The 17,781-nt window shown below is 59.2% G+C and carries 18 protein-coding genes; 4 read left to right on the forward strand and 14 right to left on the reverse strand.

Features of this window, described 5'->3' with window-relative positions; genetic code table 11:
• Positions 1 to 21 precede the first annotated feature (21 nt).
• Entirely contained in the window at positions 22 to 948 is a 927-nt protein-coding gene (locus BK667_RS08865) for an alpha/beta fold hydrolase (protein WP_123513464.1), read from the reverse strand.
• Positions 949 to 971: 23 nt separating this feature from the next.
• Entirely contained in the window at positions 972 to 2,426 is a 1,455-nt protein-coding gene (locus tag BK667_RS08870) for a flavin-containing monooxygenase (protein ID WP_123597379.1), read from the reverse strand.
• 299 nt (positions 2,427 to 2,725) lie between these two features.
• Between BK667_RS08870 and BK667_RS08875 the strand changes: the two genes are divergently transcribed.
• Together BK667_RS08875 and BK667_RS08885 are read left to right on the forward strand one after the other, a co-directional pair.
• Positions 2,726 to 3,799 (forward strand): diguanylate cyclase, encoded by a 1,074-nt coding sequence (locus tag BK667_RS08875; protein ID WP_123597380.1) that lies wholly within the window; start codon positions 2,726 to 2,728, stop codon positions 3,797 to 3,799.
• Positions 3,800 to 4,008: 209 nt separating this feature from the next.
• Positions 4,009 to 5,232 (forward strand): M20/M25/M40 family metallo-hydrolase, encoded by a 1,224-nt coding sequence (locus BK667_RS08885; RefSeq protein WP_123513470.1) that lies wholly within the window; start codon positions 4,009 to 4,011, stop codon positions 5,230 to 5,232.
• Positions 5,233 to 5,275: 43 nt separating this feature from the next.
• Here the strand turns inward: BK667_RS08885 and BK667_RS33225 are convergent, their stop codons facing one another.
• The 12 genes from BK667_RS33225 to BK667_RS08940 all read right to left on the reverse strand — a co-directional run bounded on the left by BK667_RS33225 (position 5,276) and on the right by BK667_RS08940 (position 15,989).
• Positions 5,276 to 5,452: a hypothetical protein gene (locus tag BK667_RS33225; protein WP_185058187.1), complete on the reverse strand. Its 177-nt coding sequence runs from the start codon at positions 5,450 to 5,452 to the stop codon at positions 5,276 to 5,278.
• A 36-nt stretch (positions 5,453 to 5,488) separates the two neighbouring features.
• Positions 5,489 to 6,130, reverse strand: coding sequence for a transposase (locus BK667_RS08890; protein ID WP_123597381.1), 642 nt, complete (start codon positions 6,128 to 6,130; stop codon positions 5,489 to 5,491).
• Entirely contained in the window at positions 6,127 to 6,900 is a 774-nt protein-coding gene (locus BK667_RS08895) for a hypothetical protein (RefSeq protein ID WP_123597382.1), read from the reverse strand. Before BK667_RS08895 ends, BK667_RS08890 begins: the two co-directional genes overlap by 4 nt.
• Positions 6,901 to 7,071: 171 nt before the next feature.
• Positions 7,072 to 7,251 carry a hypothetical protein gene (locus BK667_RS08900; protein ID WP_123513476.1) on the reverse strand — a complete coding sequence of 60 codons (180 nt, stop codon included), beginning with the start codon at positions 7,249 to 7,251 and terminating at the stop codon, positions 7,072 to 7,074.
• 288 nt (positions 7,252 to 7,539) lie between these two features.
• Positions 7,540 to 8,409 (reverse strand): oxaloacetate decarboxylase, encoded by an 870-nt coding sequence (locus tag BK667_RS08905; RefSeq protein WP_123513478.1) that lies wholly within the window; start codon positions 8,407 to 8,409, stop codon positions 7,540 to 7,542.
• A 353-nt stretch (positions 8,410 to 8,762) separates the two neighbouring features.
• Positions 8,763 to 9,797 (reverse strand): arginine N-succinyltransferase subunit beta, encoded by a 1,035-nt coding sequence (locus BK667_RS08910; RefSeq protein ID WP_123597383.1) that lies wholly within the window; start codon positions 9,795 to 9,797, stop codon positions 8,763 to 8,765.
• A 61-nt stretch (positions 9,798 to 9,858) separates the two neighbouring features.
• Entirely contained in the window at positions 9,859 to 10,875 is a 1,017-nt protein-coding gene (gene astA / locus BK667_RS08915; protein WP_123597384.1) for an arginine N-succinyltransferase, read from the reverse strand.
• Positions 10,876 to 10,995: 120 nt separating this feature from the next.
• On the reverse strand, positions 10,996 to 12,345 hold the full coding sequence (locus BK667_RS08920) for an APC family permease (protein WP_123513484.1): 1,350 nt from the start codon (positions 12,343 to 12,345) through the stop codon (positions 10,996 to 10,998).
• Between the two features lie 78 nt (positions 12,346 to 12,423).
• Positions 12,424 to 13,176, reverse strand: a complete 753-nt coding sequence (locus tag BK667_RS08925; RefSeq protein WP_123513485.1) for an N-formylglutamate amidohydrolase — start codon at positions 13,174 to 13,176, stop codon at positions 12,424 to 12,426.
• Positions 13,160 to 14,491, reverse strand: a complete 1,332-nt coding sequence (locus BK667_RS08930; protein ID WP_123597385.1) for a type I glutamate--ammonia ligase — start codon at positions 14,489 to 14,491, stop codon at positions 13,160 to 13,162. Before BK667_RS08930 ends, BK667_RS08925 begins: the two co-directional genes overlap by 17 nt.
• Positions 14,488 to 15,132, reverse strand: a complete 645-nt coding sequence (locus BK667_RS08935; RefSeq protein WP_123513489.1) for a cysteine hydrolase family protein — start codon at positions 15,130 to 15,132, stop codon at positions 14,488 to 14,490. The genes BK667_RS08930 and BK667_RS08935 overlap by 4 nt, the downstream gene beginning before the upstream one ends.
• Before the next feature lie 2 nt (positions 15,133 to 15,134).
• Complete coding sequence (locus BK667_RS08940; RefSeq protein ID WP_123513491.1) at positions 15,135 to 15,989, reverse strand: MurR/RpiR family transcriptional regulator; 855 nt, start codon at positions 15,987 to 15,989, stop codon at positions 15,135 to 15,137.
• Between the two features lie 406 nt (positions 15,990 to 16,395).
• Here BK667_RS08940 and BK667_RS08950 point away from each other — a divergent pair, with 406 nt between their 5' ends.
• Together BK667_RS08950 and cobF are read left to right on the forward strand one after the other, a co-directional pair.
• Complete coding sequence (locus BK667_RS08950) at positions 16,396 to 16,968, forward strand: histidine phosphatase family protein (RefSeq protein ID WP_123597386.1); 573 nt, start codon at positions 16,396 to 16,398, stop codon at positions 16,966 to 16,968.
• Complete coding sequence (gene cobF, locus BK667_RS08955) at positions 16,968 to 17,723, forward strand: precorrin-6A synthase (deacetylating) (RefSeq protein WP_123597387.1); 756 nt, start codon at positions 16,968 to 16,970, stop codon at positions 17,721 to 17,723. Before BK667_RS08950 ends, cobF begins: the two co-directional genes overlap by 1 nt.
• Positions 17,724 to 17,781 lie beyond the last annotated feature (58 nt).

Consider the following 17,781-nt stretch of genomic DNA (forward strand, 5'->3'; position numbering starts at 1 on the left):
CCTTCGCCACAGGAAATCTCATCAATTCTTCTTGCCCAAAAACTCCTCATACAACCGTGCCGCCCGCGTCGGTTGCTCAACCATCGGCAGATGGCCAATTCCTTCCCAGATATCCACCCGCAAGTTATCAATACCCTTGCTCCACACCGCAACGCTACTGACATCGATCATCCGGTCCTTGCGCCCCCATACCAGCAGCGCCGGGCATTTGATGTCGGGGAGTTTTGGCTCCATCGGCGGGCTGGCGCGGAAGTCCTTGAAGATCTCCGCAAAGGCATCGCGGCTTTGTTCGTAACGCTGGGCGATGGCGGCCATCACCACACCCGGCACCCACGGCGGATTGGCCATGGACATGCTGTAGAAGTACTCGAACTCTTCTCTTGAGTGGATCAAAAACGGGTTGTGCCCCTTGTTGATCTGGCGATCCATGTCGCTGATTTCCGGGGCCGTCACGCCGGCCGGGTCAAGCAGCGCCAGCGAGGCAATGCGCTCGGGGTAAGTCGCCGCCAGCCACGCGGCAACGTAGCCGCCCATGGAGCTGCCGATCACGTGCACTTTCTCGACCCCGCACACGTCAAGCAACTGGATCATCCGTTTGGCTTGCAGGCCGATGTCGTAGCCGCCACCGGCCTTGAACCCGGTTTCACCATGGCCGGCGAGGTCGGGGATGATCACCCGGTGGTCGTCGACAAAGTGCCGGGCAAAGCGCAGCCACAGGTTCTTGTCGGCGGTGAAACCGTGCAGCATCAAGATGCTGCTGGAGGCTTCGTACGGGCCGCCTTGCCAGGTCGAAACAGTCATTTCGCTGATCGGCACGACGATCTTGTGCAGCCGGTACAGCTTGGCTTCCAGGGCCATGCTCAAGTCGTATATCCAATGGCCAACGGCCGGGTAACTGAGCCAGCTCCAGGCGACGAAAACCGCAATCGCAACTACCAACAAAAGCATCAGGCATCTTCCTTATGACGTGATCAGGACAGTATGTGGTCGGCGGGTTTGAGTGTTCGGGTCAAGCGGTGATAACTGAAACTGAACCCCGGAAACATGGCGATGACATGACCGCTCTTGCTTTGATACCAACTGTGGCAGCCACCGGACTTCCACACGGTGCGCTGCATTTCCCGGTGGATCATTTCAGTGTAGGTACGTTCCGCCTCGGGGCGCACTTCAATGCTGTGCAGGCCCCGTTCTTTTAGCATGCGAATACAGCCGAGGATGTAATTCATCTGGGATTCGATGATGAACAGCGCCGAGGTGTGGCCTATGCCGGTGTTGGGGCCAGTGACGATAAACAGGTTGGGAAAGTCCGGCAGGCTGGTGCCCAGGTAGGCCCGTGGGTATTGGGCCCAGAAGTCCTTCAGGCGCTTGCCGTGTTTGCCGGTGACCGGGTAGGAAATCACCCCGTCGGTGGCGTCGTAACCGGTAGACCAAACGATCAGGTCGACGTCGATGTGCTGACCGTCCAGGGTGTTGATACCGGTTTCGTCGAGGGAAACGATGCCTTGTTCGCGACTGTGCAGCGTCACATTGGGCCGGCCCAGCGCCGGGTACAACGTGCTGGACACCACCACGCGCTTGCAGCCGATGGTGAAATCCGGGGTCAGCTTGCGCCGAAGTTCGGGATCGGGCACCTGGCGCTTGAGGAAGCGCAGGGCCTGTTGCTGAACCAGGTGAATCGCCGGTTTTGAATACTTGAAGGCAATCACCCGGGTTTCGAATAACCAGTAGATCGTCCAGCGCAGCAGCTTGTAGGCCGGTTTCAGTCCCAGCAGCCAGCGCTGGAAAGGGCCGAAGGTACGATCGGCACGGGGCAGCACCCAGTGGGCCGTGCGTTGGAACACATGCAGGTGCTCAACGTCCGGGGCAATCGCCGGGATCACTTGGGCCGCACTGGCGCCGCTGCCGATGACGGCGACGCGTTTACCTTTGTAGTCGTAGGAATGATCCCAATTGTTGGTGTGAATGGTTTTGCCCTGGAAGCGTTCCTGGCCGTCGAAGTGTGGGACAACCGGTTGGCTCAGCGGCCCCGTCGCGTTAATCAGGAACTGTGCGTAGAACGTGCCCTTGCTGGCGGTGTTTACGGCCCAGCGTTTATTCGCTTCGTCCCATTCGATGGCTTCAACGTTGGTGTCCAACTCGACCTTGTCGCGCAGGCCGAAGTGCTCCACCACGTATTGGGTGTAGCGGTGCAGTTCGGCCTGTTCGGCGAACATCTGCGTCCACTGGTAAGGCGCGAAGGACAGCGAATACAGCGGCGAGGGCACGTCGACGGCCGCACCGGGGTAGGTGTTCTGGCACCAGGTGCCGCCGAAAAAGTCCCGCCGCTCCAGCAGGCGAAAATCGCTGATGCCGGCCTTGAGCAAATTGATCGCCGCACACTGGCCGCCAAAACCGCTGCCGATGATCAACACTTGAAAGGTTTGCATGGGCCTCCTGTTTATCGGTGTTTATCGAACCCTCCCATCATGTATAGCCAATCTGTAAGTCGATGCCGCCGCTTTTGTAGGAGCGAGGCTTGCCCGCGAAGGGGCCGTCACATTCAACATAGAGGTTGGCCGACACTACGCCTTCGCGAGCAAGCCCGCTCCCACAGGGTTATGGGGAGAGACATATGTCCGGGCATTCACCGCCAGCCGGTGATGGCTATTCGCCGTTGCCCTGATAGACTCCGTTCACACCCGCAACCCCCGGTGTGATCAGATTCCGTTCAGTGGTAGAGGCCTCTATGGCAAAAACGGGAGGAAAGGGACTTTCACTGGCCAGGAGGCTATACACGTCGCGCACCCTGGGTTTGGCCCTGGGATTGATGTGCGTGAGCGCGGCGATGTACCCGCTCAACCCGGCGCCGTGGGTCTGGGTCGTGATGCTGTTCAATGCCATTGTCTGGCCGCATCTGGCCTACCAATGGGCCCGCCGCGCCACACTTCCGTACCACGCCGAACACCGTAACCTGCTGGTGGACGCCTTTCTTGGTGGCGTCTGGGTCGCGGCCATGCAGTTCAATCCATTGCCCAGCGCCACCACCATTTCCATGATGGCGATGAACAACGTGGCCATTGGCGGCTTACGTTTTCTCCTGGCCGGCACCGTGGCGCAAATCCTCGGGGTTGGCGTCGGCCTGCTGATTTTCACCCCCGCGTTTATCCCCCACACCAGTCCGTTGCAGCTCTACGCCTGCTTACCCTTGTTGTGCCTGTACCCGCTGGCGCTGGGCTGGATCTGCTTTCGCCAGGCCATTACCCTCGGCCGGCAAAAACGTGAATTGCTGGCCCTGAGCCGCACCGACAGCCTCACCGGCCTGCTGAACCACGGCGCCTGGAAGGATCAACTGGAAGTCGAATTCCAGCGCTGTCAGCGGCAGAACCAGGGCGGGGCGATTGCGTTGATCGACATCGACCATTTCAAAACCATCAACGACACCTACGGCCACGTCGCCGGGGACATCGTCCTGCGTCAGCTAAGCAAAATGCTCAAGCAAAACCTGCGCGCGGCGGATGTCGCCGGGCGCTACGGTGGCGACGAGTTCTGCGTGATCCTCCCGGACTTGCCCCTGAACAGTGCCGCCGCTGCGATGGACGCCTTGCGCGATCGCTTCGCCACCCTCGGCTACGAGCAAAATCCGGCGCTGAAAGTCAGCCTGAGTATTGGGTTGGCGGCGTTCAACCCGGCGCATACCGATGCGACCCTGTGGCTCAACGATGCGGACCAGGCGCTTTACGAAGCCAAAACCACTGGGCGCAATCGTGTCATCTGCTGCAGCGACGGCAAGCCCCGGCATGAGTTGCTGGACTCGGTCTGACGGGTTCAACTCATTCCCTGTGGGAGCGAGCTTGCTCGCGATGAGGCCTTCACATCCAACATCGATGTCGCCTGACACTCCGCCATCGCGAGCAAGCTCGCTCCCACATGGGGCCAAAGCCGAATGCCCAATGTCGCATCCGGTATAGAGCCTTGCGCCACAGTCAGGTAGGGTTCGACTACCCCCCGACAAGAAACAAGGATCGATTCATGACGTTCAAACTCACCAGCCTCGCCCTGACCCTCGCCCTCGGCGCTTTCGCCCCTGCCGCCTTCGCCGAACCCAACAAACAAGTCCTCGCCGATTCCGAGCAATACAAGGCCGACGCCCTGAAGTTGCTGGAGAAACTGGTCAACATCGACTCCGGTTCCGGCTATGAACCCGGCCTGACCCAAGTCCGCGACATCGCCGTCGATGAGCTGAAAAAACTCGGCTTCAGCATCGAACTGGTGCCTAACACCCCGGATAAAAGCAGCCACGTGATCGCCACCCTCAAAGGCACCGGCAAGGCAAAAATCCTGCTGATGGCGCACATGGACACCGTGTTCAAGGAAGGCTCGGCCACCGAGCGACCGTTCCACATTAAGGACGGTCGCGCCTACGGGCCGGGCGTGATGGACGACAAGGGCGGCATCGTCGCCGGGATCTACGCGCTGAAAGTCCTGAAAAACCTCGACTTCAAAGACTACGCCCAGATCACCTTCCTGCTCGATGCCAGCGAAGAAACCGGCTCGGACGTCGCCACCGACCTGATCAAGAAAACCGCCAAGGGCCACGACGTGACCCTCAATCTCGAACCGGGTCGCCCGGCCGATGGCCTGGTGGTGTGGCGCAAGGGCAGCGCCACCGCTGTTGTCGAAGTCAAAGGCAAAGCCGCCCACGCTGGCGTCGCGCCGGAGCTGGGGCGTAACGCGGCAATGGAGGCGGCGCACCAGATTTTGCAACTGGGCAAACTCGGTGACGAAGCGAAAAAAACCACCATCAACTTCACCGTGCTCAAGGCTGGAGACCGCACCAACGTGATCCCGGACCAAGCCACCGCCAAGGCCGACGTACGCGCGGCGGTGCCGGAAGAGTTCGACCGGATCGAGAAGGACCTGGCGCGGGTGTCCAAGGACAAACTGATCCCGGACACCGAAGTCACCACCACCCTGCAACGCGGCTTGCCGCCAATGCCGCAGACGCCGGAATCGGATCGCCTGATGGCCATGGCCCAAGGCATTTACGGCGAAATTGGCCGCAAGTTGACCGAAGAAGGCAGCGGTGGGGCGGCGGATGCGAGTCTTTCGGCCGGTGTTGGCACGCCGACGCTGGATGGGTTCGGGATTGTCGGCGGCAATATCCATACGCCGGAGGAATACGCGGAAGTGGAGAGCGTGACGCCGCGGATTTACCTGCTGTCGCGGATGATTATGGAATTGGCCAAGCGCTAAGCCACTGAGCGTTCCCACTCTGTGGGAACGCTCAGAGAGTGCGTCAGCCTTGGGCCGGCGTCCCCCACATTTCCTTGATTTTGTGGATGTTAGCCACGTTATAGCGAGGCATGAACCCGGCACATGGCGCTTCCATTGCTGTTTTGACTGGCGTGCCAATCACGTTGGTGCTGGCGCGCAGCAGCGGGGTTTGGTTCCAGTTGTTCATTGACTTGTTCATACAGATTTCCTTTTCTGATAAGTGCGCTAGTGAAAGCTACTCGCGATTTAGTAGTGACAGCGTCTCTTCGTAGAGGGCTGTTTCCTGCGTTGCTATGCCGGGATAAGTCGGCACGTGGTTGTCGTCGAAGCACCAGGCTTCTTCAGCTTTAGTTGTTCGTGGAGGATGAATGATCACACTCAGCGAAGCAGACATTCTTTGGGGTGGAAGTTGCTTGTGTACTTCTTTCAGCGGCAGCATATGCATGACTTCGCCGGGAGCGAGTTTAAGTATGCGTTCCTCGCCGAGTCTTGGTTTTATTCCCATTTTAATGGGGGTCTTATCAAGTATTGTTCGTGTGACGGTGGTATAGCCGTCGCCGCAATAACCCACGGCATAGATTTCGAAGTCGTGGCTGTGATTCAGGTCGTAGATAAACGTTTCACGTTCGTCTTGAGACAAGACCGGTGCCCAGAAACCCAAGCGAACAGTGAACACGTCATTGCTGTGCAGTACAAATGCGTAAGCGTTGTAGAGGCTGCTTTTGGTACTGAAACCTTGCTGCTGAATAGTTGAATAAAGATGTTCACTCAATAAGGTGCGGTTAGTGGCCAGTTGACGCAGATCTTCTATGATCTTTGGTTTATCACGTTCCAAATGGTAAGCGGTCATACGCTCGACAAACGTCTTCAATTTCATGTGGGGTCACTGAGTGGGTCGAGTAAAAGATTCAAGCGGCTGTTTTGCAGGTTTTTCAACATAGGCACGTAACTCAGTGCGGCCTGCGGATCCGTTTGGTGAAGCATTTGAAATGACTTCCAGGCAACGGCGGGGTGGTAGTGATAGATCAACTCTTCGGCCACTTTGCGTGAACCTGGATCCTGTGCGGCTTCAAGCAACTCAAGGCTCACCAGGTAGCGTGCGGCGCTATCGTCATGGGGAAACCAGGCGATTTTGTTCAATGTGGCGCGATCAAAGACACTGATGTCCGCACTCCTGTCCGGCAGGTTGATACTGCCGATAAATGCCGGATGCCCGTTTCCGGTTGGATTGCTGTCGAACAGCACCTTCGTGCCATCGATAAACAACGGATTACTGGCATCTACAGTGACCCGCTGTGCGGGGGTCAGATGTTCATCTTCGAGCTCGTACAGCTGAATGGAAAACGATTCAGCGTTGATCGCAAATAAAACACTGTTGCCGGGTACGGAATAGAGATGTTCAGACGCCGGTGCGTTATCAGGCACCTTGAGGCTGATATTGCCACTGTTGTTGTAATGTAATGTCAACGTCCCGGTATGGGTGTTTGTCAGCCTTAGGATGTCGGCACGATACGTCGAATCCATAATCGCTGATTGCTTAGGAAGCTGTTCCGTCAGTTTTTTTATTTCGACACTCATGTTCAGTGTCTTGATGCGGCTAATCAATTGTGAAGGCGTCATCTCAGGGTTGAGCAAAGTTTTTATCATGAAGATTTTTCTTTGTTTCTATGGGTTTTAATAGTGAGGCGGAACGAGTGTCTTGAGAAAATAAAATCGTTCAGTTGTCATTTATCAACCCCGTTGGTTTAACCAGGCGTCAGCGGTTGAGTGCTGCGACCGCTGACACCTGGCACAAGCCAGATAAGCCTTATAGAGGTCTTAGCGCCCGGCGGTCACGTCCCTGATTTTCTTGATTTCGTGGATGTTCCCGATATTAAAACGCAGCCCATCCCAGCCGGGGCAGTTGGCGGCATGGCTGGAGTGTGTCGGGGTGGTGATTACTTTAGTTTCGGCACGTAATACAGGAACATTTTGCCAGGTGCTGGTAGTTGTTTGCATCAGTACTTCCTTGTCGTTCTGGATGGAGTGAAGTTATTTTACTCGTTATTAGGGGTGTGTTTTCAGTGTTAAATAGTTTTTGTTATTTAACGATTTGAAGATTAAAGGAGGGGGTGTCTTACATCAACTCTGGAGTTGTTATTAAATATTGATGTTTGTTTTGAAGTGTGTGTTTCCTGTTGGAAACAGATAAAAGTTATTTGGCCCAAGAGCCCTTGCAACCCAGTCGGTGACATTGCGTCTACCGACCGAATCACGAGTTGCATCAGGCGCCGAGGTCGGGAGGACTCACTCCTTGACGCGCATAAACTCTTCCGCCCAACGAATGTAATCCTCAGGTTGGGTATAGGTATGCGTCAGTTCCGTCGCGCTCAGGTCCGAGGCCTGGGTAAAGATCTGCCGCTGTTCGCGCAGGCTGTCGTAAGTGGCCTTGATCGCCGCAAAGTACGCGCCATGTCCGTCGATGGTGACGCGCACACCCAGTTCTGCCAGGCGTTTGTCGTCGCGCAGGGCCGGGTTGCCGTAGGTGACCAGCATCAGCGGCACGCTCAGGTGTTCGGCGATTTTTTCCAGTTGGTCGAAGTCTTGTACGCCGACCATGCAAATCCCGTCGGCCCCGGCGTTCTGGTATTGCTGGGTGCGGCTGATGATTTCCTGAATCGGCAGGATCCCCGCATTGGTGCGGGCGATGATGGCCATTTCCTTGTCGACCCGGGCTTCCAGCGCTGCACGAATCTTGCCGACGCCTTCGGCCACGCCGATCAAGTCCGTGGACTTGCGGCCGAACTGGGCCGGCAGCAGGGTGTCTTCGATGGTCAGCGCGGCGATGCCGGCGCGTTCCAGTTCAACGATGGTGCGCATCACGTTCAAGGCGTTGCCGTAGCCGTGATCGGCGTCGGCGATCACCGGCAACTGGGCCACGCGGCCGATGCGGGTGGCCTGTTCGGCGAATTCACTAAGGGTGATCAACGCGAAGTCGGGCGCGCCCAATACCTGCAACGAAGCCACCGAGCCGCCGAGGATCCCGACTTCAAAACCCAGGTCAGCCGCGATACGTGCCGACATCGGGTCGAACACGGAAGCGGTGTGATAGCACGTGTCGGAAGCCAGCAATTGGCGAAAGTTACGGCGCAAATCTTGATGGGAAAGCCTGGACATATGAGTTCCACCACTGCATTGGAATGGAAGGGCTTGAGCAAAAGTGTCAACGCCGAAGGAACAAAAGGCTATCACGCGGGCGGGGTCAATAGGATGACGAATTTACAGATGGGTGAAACGATACCGCAGCATGTGGCTGGGGCTGATGCAGTCAATCGAGAAATAGACGGATAACCTGTGGCGAGGGAGCGTGCTTGTGGCGAGGGGGCTTGCCCCCGTTCGGCTGCGAAGCAGTCGCCAAGCGGTGAATGCGATATGACTGAAGAACGAGGTGGCAGGTTTTGGCGCCGCTACGCAGCTAAACGGGGGGCGAGCCCCCTCGCCACAGGGTGTGGGGAGGTCTCAAGATCCGCTCAGGCCGCCACAGCCTGTTGCTCCTGATTCAACAGCGGCACGGCCCGAACCGAGTTCCCCGGTTGCAATTGCAGGCGTTTGGCGGTGAGGCGGTCGACGATCAGGCTGTTGCCCACCAAGCGCGCCTTGGCGGTGGTAATGCGGCAATTTTCCATGCGTCGGTTGTGGATCAGCCACACCGGGGCCTGGTCATCCGGGGTGCCGATGCCCAGCACCAGCGGCTGGCTGTCGCGCACGCTGCGGATTTTCGAGACCTGGGCTTCGATCACCGGCCCGCCGTCGAAGATGTCGATGTAGTCCTTGTGGGTAAAACCCTCGGCGTTGAGGATTTTCAGCGCCGGTTGCGTGTTCGGGTGCGCTTTGCCGATTGCGGCCTGGGCCTGTTCGGTGAGCAGGCAGGTGTACAGCGGTTGGCGGGGCATCAGTTCGGCGATGAAGGATTTATGACCCAGCCCCGACAAATGATCGGCGTAGCTGAAATCCATCTGGAAAAAGTGCCGACCCAGGCTCTCCCAGAACGGCGAACAGCCTTGTTCGTCGGCACTGCCGCGCAGTTCGGCGATGAGTTTTTCACCGAACAGTTGCGGGAACTCGGCGACGAACAGCAGTCGCCCCAGGGACAGCAATCGACCGTTGTTGTCGTAGCGCTGCTCGGGGTGCAGGAACAGCGAGCAAAGTTCCGATTGGCCGGTCATTTCGTTGTTCAGAAACAAGGTCGGAATCTGTTTCTGGATGCCCAGGTCCGGCGACGAACTGACCGTCAGCCCGACCCGGTAGTTGTACCAGGGTTCACGCATACCGACGGCACCCGTCAGGGCACTCACCCCGACCACACGCTGATCGTCGTCTTCCAACACAAACAGGTAATCGGCGTCGGCACGCTCGACCTGTTCGGCGAAGGTCCGCTGGGACCAGCGCACACGGTGGCCCAGGCGTTCCTCGTTGGCCGGCAGGGTGGTGAACCCGGGGCCGGCCTCTTGCACCAGCGCCAGCAGGGCGGGCAGGTCGCTGACGTGAACCGGACGGACAATCATGATGCAACTCCTATTGCGCGCGTGCTCGGGCGCTGTCGTTGGGCACGGGGCCAGGTGATGCTCACAGGGTGATCAACCGGATCGGGCTGCCGTCGGTCACGTTCAGGGCGGCGCACATCTCGGCGCTCAGGCCCACCGGTTGTCCGACGGTGTAGGCCAGTTCGGCAACGATGGCCCGGTAGTCCTTCAGCGAATCATTGCTCACCAGATAGCTGCCACGGGCATCGATCGACTCGACAACTTGCGCGGCGCCAGTGTGGCTGCGGGCGATGGAGCGAATGTTGGCGGTGCGCGCATACAGCGTCGGGCCGCCGTCGAACAGGTCGATGTAGCTGTTGGTTTCAAACCCTTCGCGTTCCAGGATGTCGAACGCTTCCTGGCCGTCGGGATGGATCCGCCCGATGCAATCCTGTGCGGCCTGGGGCAGCATCGGTACGTAGATTGGGTATTGCGGCATCAATTCGGCCAGAAAGGCCCGGCTTTCCAGACCACAGAGCCTTTCGGCCTCGACGTAAGGCAGGTCGAAAAAGTGTTTGCCCAAGGCATCCCAGAACGGTGACTGGCCTTGCTCGTCGCTATAGCCGACGATTTCGGTGATCACCGAATCGGAAAAACGCGCCGTGTGCGCCGCGATGAACAACAGCCGTGCCCGTGACAGCAGCTCGGAAAACGGGGTACGCGCCAGTTCGGCATCGATGTGGAAGCCACGCAGCAAGGTGTGGCCGCTGAGGTCGTGACACAAAGACAGCGCCGGCACGCCGTGCTCGATGTTCAGTTCTCGGGAGGCGCTGGTGAAGTGGCGGTTGCGCAGGCTGTAGAACGGCTCGCTGAAACCGGCGGTGGCGAGGACTTCCGAGCACCCGGTCAAACGCTGGGTGGTCAGGTCTTCGAGGACGAAAAAGTAGTTTTCCGGGCCATTGCCCTCAACGTCTTTGCCGAACGAGTCGCAGGAGTCGAGAATTTTCTCGCGCAGGCGTTCGCTGTCATCCGGCAGGGACGTGACGCCCACCAGGCTGTCACGGGCCAGTTGTTGCAACTGGGGCAGGTCAGTTAACTCGACTGGGCGTAAGACCAGCATGGCTGCACTCCTGTATCAAAGGGTTCGGCGGTTTGCCGTCGAACCTGACTATCACTGTCGGTTTCCACGCGCGGAAGCGGCGGTCGCCTGAACTGTTGTCAGACGCCGCCCTTTTTCTTGTCAGACGTTGCTCGGGTCGGGCAGCGTCGTGCTGGCGCCCAGCTTATTCAGGAAGAACAGGTAGACCAGACCCAGGGCAATCCAGATCAGACCGAGTTTCTGTGCATCGACGCCCATGTTGTACATGATGGCGGCGACGATGATGAAGCCGACCACCGGGCACAGCAGGTGACGGATCACCTGGCCGGATTTCTGCCGGCGCCAGTAGTAGTTGATCACGGTCAGGTGCAGCAGCATGAAACCGCTCAAGGCGCCGAAGTTCACCAGGGAGGTGAGGGTGTCCACGGAGTTGATGAACAGGTAGCAGATCACCAGCGACAACACCGCCACCAGGTAAATGCTGATGTAAGGCGTGTTGTGTTTCGGATGGACCTTGGCCAGCGCTTTCGGCAGTTTGCCGTCCCGCGCCATGCCGAACAGCAGTCGCGACACCGCCGCTTGCGAGGTGATCGCCACCGCCACGCCCCAAGCCAATGCCGTGGCCACGCCAGTGAGGGTCGCCAGCCAGCTGCCGGCGGCGATTTCAGCAATTTCATAGAACGCCGTGTCGGCGGACTTGAAGCCCATGCCGGCGGCCAGGTCGGTGGCAATCCAGGTTTGCACGACGAAGATCACGCCCATCACCACCAGGGTAATCAACGCAGCCTTGCCGACGCTGCGGCCCGGGTCGCCCTTGATCTCTTCGGCCAGGGTGGAAATCGCGTCAAAGCCGAGGAACGACAACACCGCAATCGACACGGCTTGCATCAGCAGGGCGAAGTTGAAGGTTTCCGGGTTGTACAACGGCGCCAGGGTCAGTTCACCGTGACCGCCGCCGCTGTGCAGGGCATTCCAGGCGTAGAACAGGAAAATCCCCAGCACCACCAGTTGCGCCAGCAGAAACACAATGTTCATCCGCGCGGTGAAGGTGATGCCGCGCAGGTTGACGAAAGTCGCGCTGACCAGGAACGCCAGGATGAAACCGACTTTCGGGATGTCCGGGTACAGGTGATTCAGCGCCATGGCTGCGTAGACGTACAGCAGCGGCGGGATCAATAGGTAATCGAGCAGCATCAGCCAACCGGCGATAAATCCGACATGTTGATTCAAACCCCGTTGAGCGTAGGAATAAACCGAACCTGCAATCGGAAAGGCCCGGGCCATGCTGCCGTAGCTCAGGGCGGTAAACAGCATCGCCACCATGCCGATGATGTAGGCCAGCGGCACCATTCCCGGTGCCTCGGCGTTGACGTAGCCATACACGCCGAACGGGGCGATGGGGATCATGAAAATCATCCCGTACACCACCAGATCCGTCAGTGTCAGGCTACGTTTCAACTCCTGCTTGTAGCCGAATTCTTCTATTTCCATGAAGCCACTCTCCTTGCCATCTCATCGGTCGGTTTTCTGGTTTTTATAGCGGTGCAACCACAGCGTTTCAGTTTTTTCCTACAGCAACGGGGCGAGGTAGCCGGCCCAGCGTTCAATCGCTTCGGGTGTGCGCAGCAGATCGTTGCGCACCTCGATCAACACCGACTCCAGCCCACGGGCATCGCCGTGTACCGGCACGGTCATGTCCCCGAGCGGGTCAATCTTGTACGGCTGATTGCCGGCCACTTTAAGCGGATGCCGGCTCAGTCCGTCTATTACCCGTTGGGCGTATTGCCGGGCTTCGCCGAACAGCACTCCGGCTTCCAGTGGCCGGGGCTGACCGTAATAAATCGGGGTGAAACTGTGAATGCCCACGACGCGGACCGCTTGTCCTCGGGCAACACGTTCATCGATCAAGGTTTGCAAACGCGTGTGAAACGGCTTGAACAGCGCCTGCCGACGATGCTCCCGAGTGGCTTCATCCAGATGCTGGTTGCCCGGCACCTGATAGATCTCGCTCTGGCCCGGAATACTGTCCGGGGCATGGCGCGGTCGATTGAGGTCGATCAGCAGTCGCGAATAATTGGCCGCCAACAGGGTTACACCGAGGATTTCGGACAAACGCTGGGCCAGCGCCAGGGCGCCGATGTCCCAGGCGATGTGTTCGCGGGCGGCCTCAAAGTCCAGGCCCAGGTCATTCAACGCCGGCGGGATAAAACGGCTGGCGTGTTCGCACACCAGAATCAACGGGTGCTCGGAGGCCTCCCGGCTCAGGGTGTACGGGGGCTCGGTATACAGCCCCAGTTCAACGGAATCAGTACAAACGGGCATAGTGCTCACAAAGTTCGGCGGGCGAGAGCTGTTCCGTCAGCGTCAGTTCCTCGGTTTTCAGGGCGAAATAAGAGTCGAGCAGTGCCTGGGGCAAGGCTTCGATCAGCGCCTCGCTGTTGCGCAGGCAGTCCAGGGCCTGGGGCAGTGAAGCGGGCAGGGCAACAATGCCGCGAGCCTGACGTTGTTCTTCGTTCAGGGCATCAGGGATTTCATCGGTGATCGCGTTCAGCGCCAGGCGTTGCTCGATGCCCAGTCGCCCGGCGATCAGCAGTGCGGCCATGGCCAGATGCGGCGAGGCGGTGGCGTCCATGGCGCGGAATTCCAGGTTGTATTGTGCCGCCACGGATTTGCTGCCCAGGCTCACTGTCGGGCAGATCCGCAGCGCCGCTTCGCGGTTGCGCTGTCCGAGGCAGGCGTAAGAGGCGCTCCAGTGATGGGGCAGCAAACGCTGGTAGGACACGGGCGTCGGCGCGGTAATGGCGCAGAGTGCCGGCAAGTAATGCAGGATCCCGGCGGCCCAGTGCTGGCCGAGAGTCGACAGACCATTGGTGGTGCCCGCGTCGTACAGCAGCGGTTGCCCGGCCAGGTCTTGCAGGCTGATGTGCAGATGCACGCCGTTGCACATCGCGTGCTCGGAGGTCTTGGGCGCGAAGCTCAGGTCCAGGCCCATTTGCCGGGCGATTTCCCGGGTGATCTCCCGCACGTTCACCGCACGGTCTGCCGCGGCGACACCGAGTGCCGGACGGCAGGTGATTTCGTATTGATGCTTGCCGTATTCCGGCAGGAACATCTCGGGCTCCACGCCGCCCGCACGCAAGGCGCTGAGCAACCAGCCGCCGAATTCGGCACCCTGGCGCTGGGCCTCAAGGGAAAACGCGCGACGGTCGGCATCGCCGCTGCCCAGGTTGAATTCGTGTTCGAACGCGGCGTTGACCTGCACCCCCAGCTCGGCCCGATAACGCTCCACTTCGTTGCGCAACAGCGTGCGCGGGCAAGTCGCCCATGGGCGGCCATCGGTTTCGCAGAGGTCGCCGTGGATGAAATCCAGGGCCGGGGCGCTGGCGTCCGGGCCATTGTTGACCGTCACCCGACTGCTCAAGTCCGGAATCAAGCGCAAATCACCGTAGGCGCCCCACGGACTGGTCGAGGCGATGACGTCTTGCGGGGTCAACGCACTGTTGGCCGGAACCCAGCCGCAACCGGCGGCTTGATAGTGTTCCAGTTCGTCAGTGGGAAAGGAGCGGCCGCGGGTCACGCCGATCAGGTCAGTGGTGACGATCGTGGTCATCGGCACTGGCAACAGGCGCGCACTCATGGCTGCATCTCCTGCAAGCGGCCGAGCACGGTTTGAGTGTCGGCGATCCAGCAGTAACCTTTGACTGCGTTGAGGCAGGCCTGATGGCGTTCCGGGGTGTAGGTCGCGCAGGCGTCTTCCACCAGTGTCACCAGATAGCCGCGGTCGGCGCCATCGCGCACGGCCATGTCTACGCACTGGTCGGTGACGACGCCGGCAATCACCAGATGCCGGACTTCAAGGTTACGCAGCACGTAGTCGATGTTGGTGGAGTTGAAGACCCCTGAGGAGGTCTTGGGCAGCACGACTTCGTTTTCTGTCGGCGTCAGGTCGTCGATGATCCGCGCCTGCGGGCTGCCCTTGGGCAGGTGCATGTCCGAGAGTTTGTGGTCCAGGGAGCGGTCGCGGCCATCGGCAGTGAGGCTTTCGATCAGGGTGTGCAACACGTTCTGCCGGGCACTGCGAAAAGCGCTGAGCAACCGTCGCTGATTCGGTACTACTTGCATGTGAGCGCGGGTCAGGAAGTACTCGGCATCGGGGTCGTTGAGGTGCGGGTCGAACTGCGGTTCGAGCCAGGCCCGTTGCATGTCGACCAGCAGCAGTGCGGTGTGGCCGGTGACAAAGGGCAAGTCACGTGGCGAGCGGTGGGGGAGCGTAAACATCCTTATTTTTCCTCCAGCAGGTGGGTGTCGAAGTCGGCGCGCAGGGCATCGATGCCTTCCAGGCGATCGGCCAGTTCGGGGCTGCGTACGGTCAGGCAAGCGATCAGTGCTTCGATCTGGGCCAGTGCCGGGACCAGGGTGTCGAACGCCGAGACGGATTCAACCGGCGCACTGATGATCAGGTCGGCCATTTCCCGCAATGGCGAGGTATAGATGTCGGTAAACAACACCACCCGTGCATAGCGATTTTTCGCTGCACTGGCCACTCGCAGCGCCTGGGACTGGTAGCGGCGATAGTCGAACACCAGCACCACGTCCTGGCGCTGCACGTCGAACAATCGGTCTGGCAACTGGGCGTTGTCTTCCAGGGCGAAACAGCCGGGGCGCAGCAGGCGCAAATGGTTGAGTAAATAGTTGGCGAGGAAACTGCTGAAGCGCCCGCCGAAGCAATGCACCTGATGGCGCACGTCGAGCAGCCATGCCACCAGGATTCGTACATCTTCGGGTTGCGTCAGGGCCTGGGTTTCCACCATGGAGCGGTGGGTTTGCTCCAGATAATGGCTCCATGGATCGTCTTTTTGCAGGTGGGAGCGGGGTTGCAACAGGGTGCTGGGGGAGCGCAAGCGATGATCCATGTCGCTGAGCAGGGCGTCCTGGAATTCGGCGTAACCGCCGAAACCGAGTTTTTTCACCAATCGCACGATGGTCGGATCGCTGACACCCGCATGTTCGGCCAGACGCGACATCGGGCCCAGTCCGTTACGCGGGTACTGGTCCAGCAAGGCGCGGATGACTTTGCGTTCCGACGGCGTAAGGTCCAGGCCGGGATCGGTGATCAGGTCTCTGAGAGGGGGCATCCGGGCTCCTGCTGGATGGGTGTGTCGATTTTGCTTCACAATTCGCTAAAACAGTATTTATGTAACTTACGCTACATGTCTAGTGAATTTTTGCTAGCAGAGGGCAAGCCCCCAAATGAGGCGAAATGTCCGTGTAATAAGGGCTACACGGATGTCGACTGGGTGTGTAGGACATTGTCCATTTCAGTGTCGGAGATCGCCCTTTTAGTACGACGAAATCCCTGTGGGAGCGAGCCTGCTCGCGAAGGCGGAGTGTCAGTCACCGTTGATGTTGTCTGACTCACCGCCTTCGCGAGCAAGCCCGCTCCCACAAGGTTTTGTGCTTTACCTGAACGTCTTGCGGCACAATCGAGTAATTGTTTGCGGCGTGTTGCCGTTTGCCACCCAATAAAAAGAGTAATTGCCCGTGCAGGCGACCCGATTGACTCTGATTTGCCACGCCCGAACCGTCGCACAAAAACTGGCGCGTTTTCCTACGGATGAACCGGTGGAAATGGTCTGGCAATCGGCCAAGTGTTCCCGGCGCGGGACCTCCAAAATTCCGCCACGCCTGTTGTGTGGTCCTGAGTCCCGGACCCGCCAGACCGCCGAACTGTTCGGCAGTGATGCGCAGGTTGTCGATGCCTTGCGCGATTGCGATTTCGGTCGCTGGCAAGGTCAGCGCATCAGTGAACTGCAAAAAACCGAGCCCGAGTCGCTGAACGCCTGGCTCGAAGACCCGCATTCCGCACCCCACGGCGGCGAGTCGGTGGTGCAACTCGGTGAGCGTGTGGCAGCATGGTTGACGACACTGGAGACGACGCCGGGCGACATCATCGCCATTACCCATCCCTATGTTGTGCGCGCCGTGCTGACCCATGTGCTGCAAAGCACGGCGTTCAACCTGATCGACGTCGAACCGTTATCGGCCATCGAACTTCGGTTCACCGGACGCTGGCGGTTACGCTTGATGAGCACTGATGCTGACGGAGGCTTTTGATGAAAACGTTGCTGGTCATCGGTATTGGCGCCGGTAACCCGGACTACGTCACGATGCAGGCGGTGAAGGCGTTGAATCGTGCGGACGTGTTTTTCCTCATGGACAAGGGCCAGAGCAAAGACAAACTGATCGACCTGCGCCGCGAAATCTGCGAACGCTACATCACCGATCACGATTACCGTTTCGTCGAAGCCCACAGTCCTGAGCGGGAACGTGGGGATGTGGACTACAAGGCCAGTGTCGACGATCTGAACCTCGCCAAGCAGCACACCTTCGAACGCCTGATCAACGAGGAAATGTCCGACGGCCAATGCGGCGGTTTCCTGGTGTGGGGCGACCCGGCGTTGTACGACAGCACCGTGCGCATCTTGCAGGCGATTCTGGCCTCGGGTCGTTGTGAGTTCGAGTTCGAAGTGATCCCCGGCATCACCAGCGTCCAGGCGTTGGCGGCGCAACACAAAGTGCCGCTGAACCGCATCGGCCGCTCGATTGAAATCACCACGGGCCGGCGGCTGGCGGCGGGGCAGGTGAGTGATGCCGACAGTCTGGTGGTGATGCTTGATGCAGAAGATTCCTACCATCACGTGGCGGATCAGGAGACAGAGATTTACTGGGGGGCCTACCTGGGCACGCCGGATGAGATCCTGATCTCGGGCAAGCTCAAGGATGTGGCGGATGAGATTGAGCGGGTGCGCAAAGCGGCGCGGTTGGCAAATGGGTGGATTATGGATACCTATTTGCTGCGTAAGCCGTGAGGTTGACGGTGTCTGGGCTGACGCCTTCGCGGGCAAGCCTCGCTCCTACGGGTTGGCG

It is taken from the genome of Pseudomonas frederiksbergensis, assembly GCF_003732705.1.
Classification (GTDB): domain Bacteria; phylum Pseudomonadota; class Gammaproteobacteria; order Pseudomonadales; family Pseudomonadaceae; genus Aquipseudomonas; species Aquipseudomonas frederiksbergensis_F.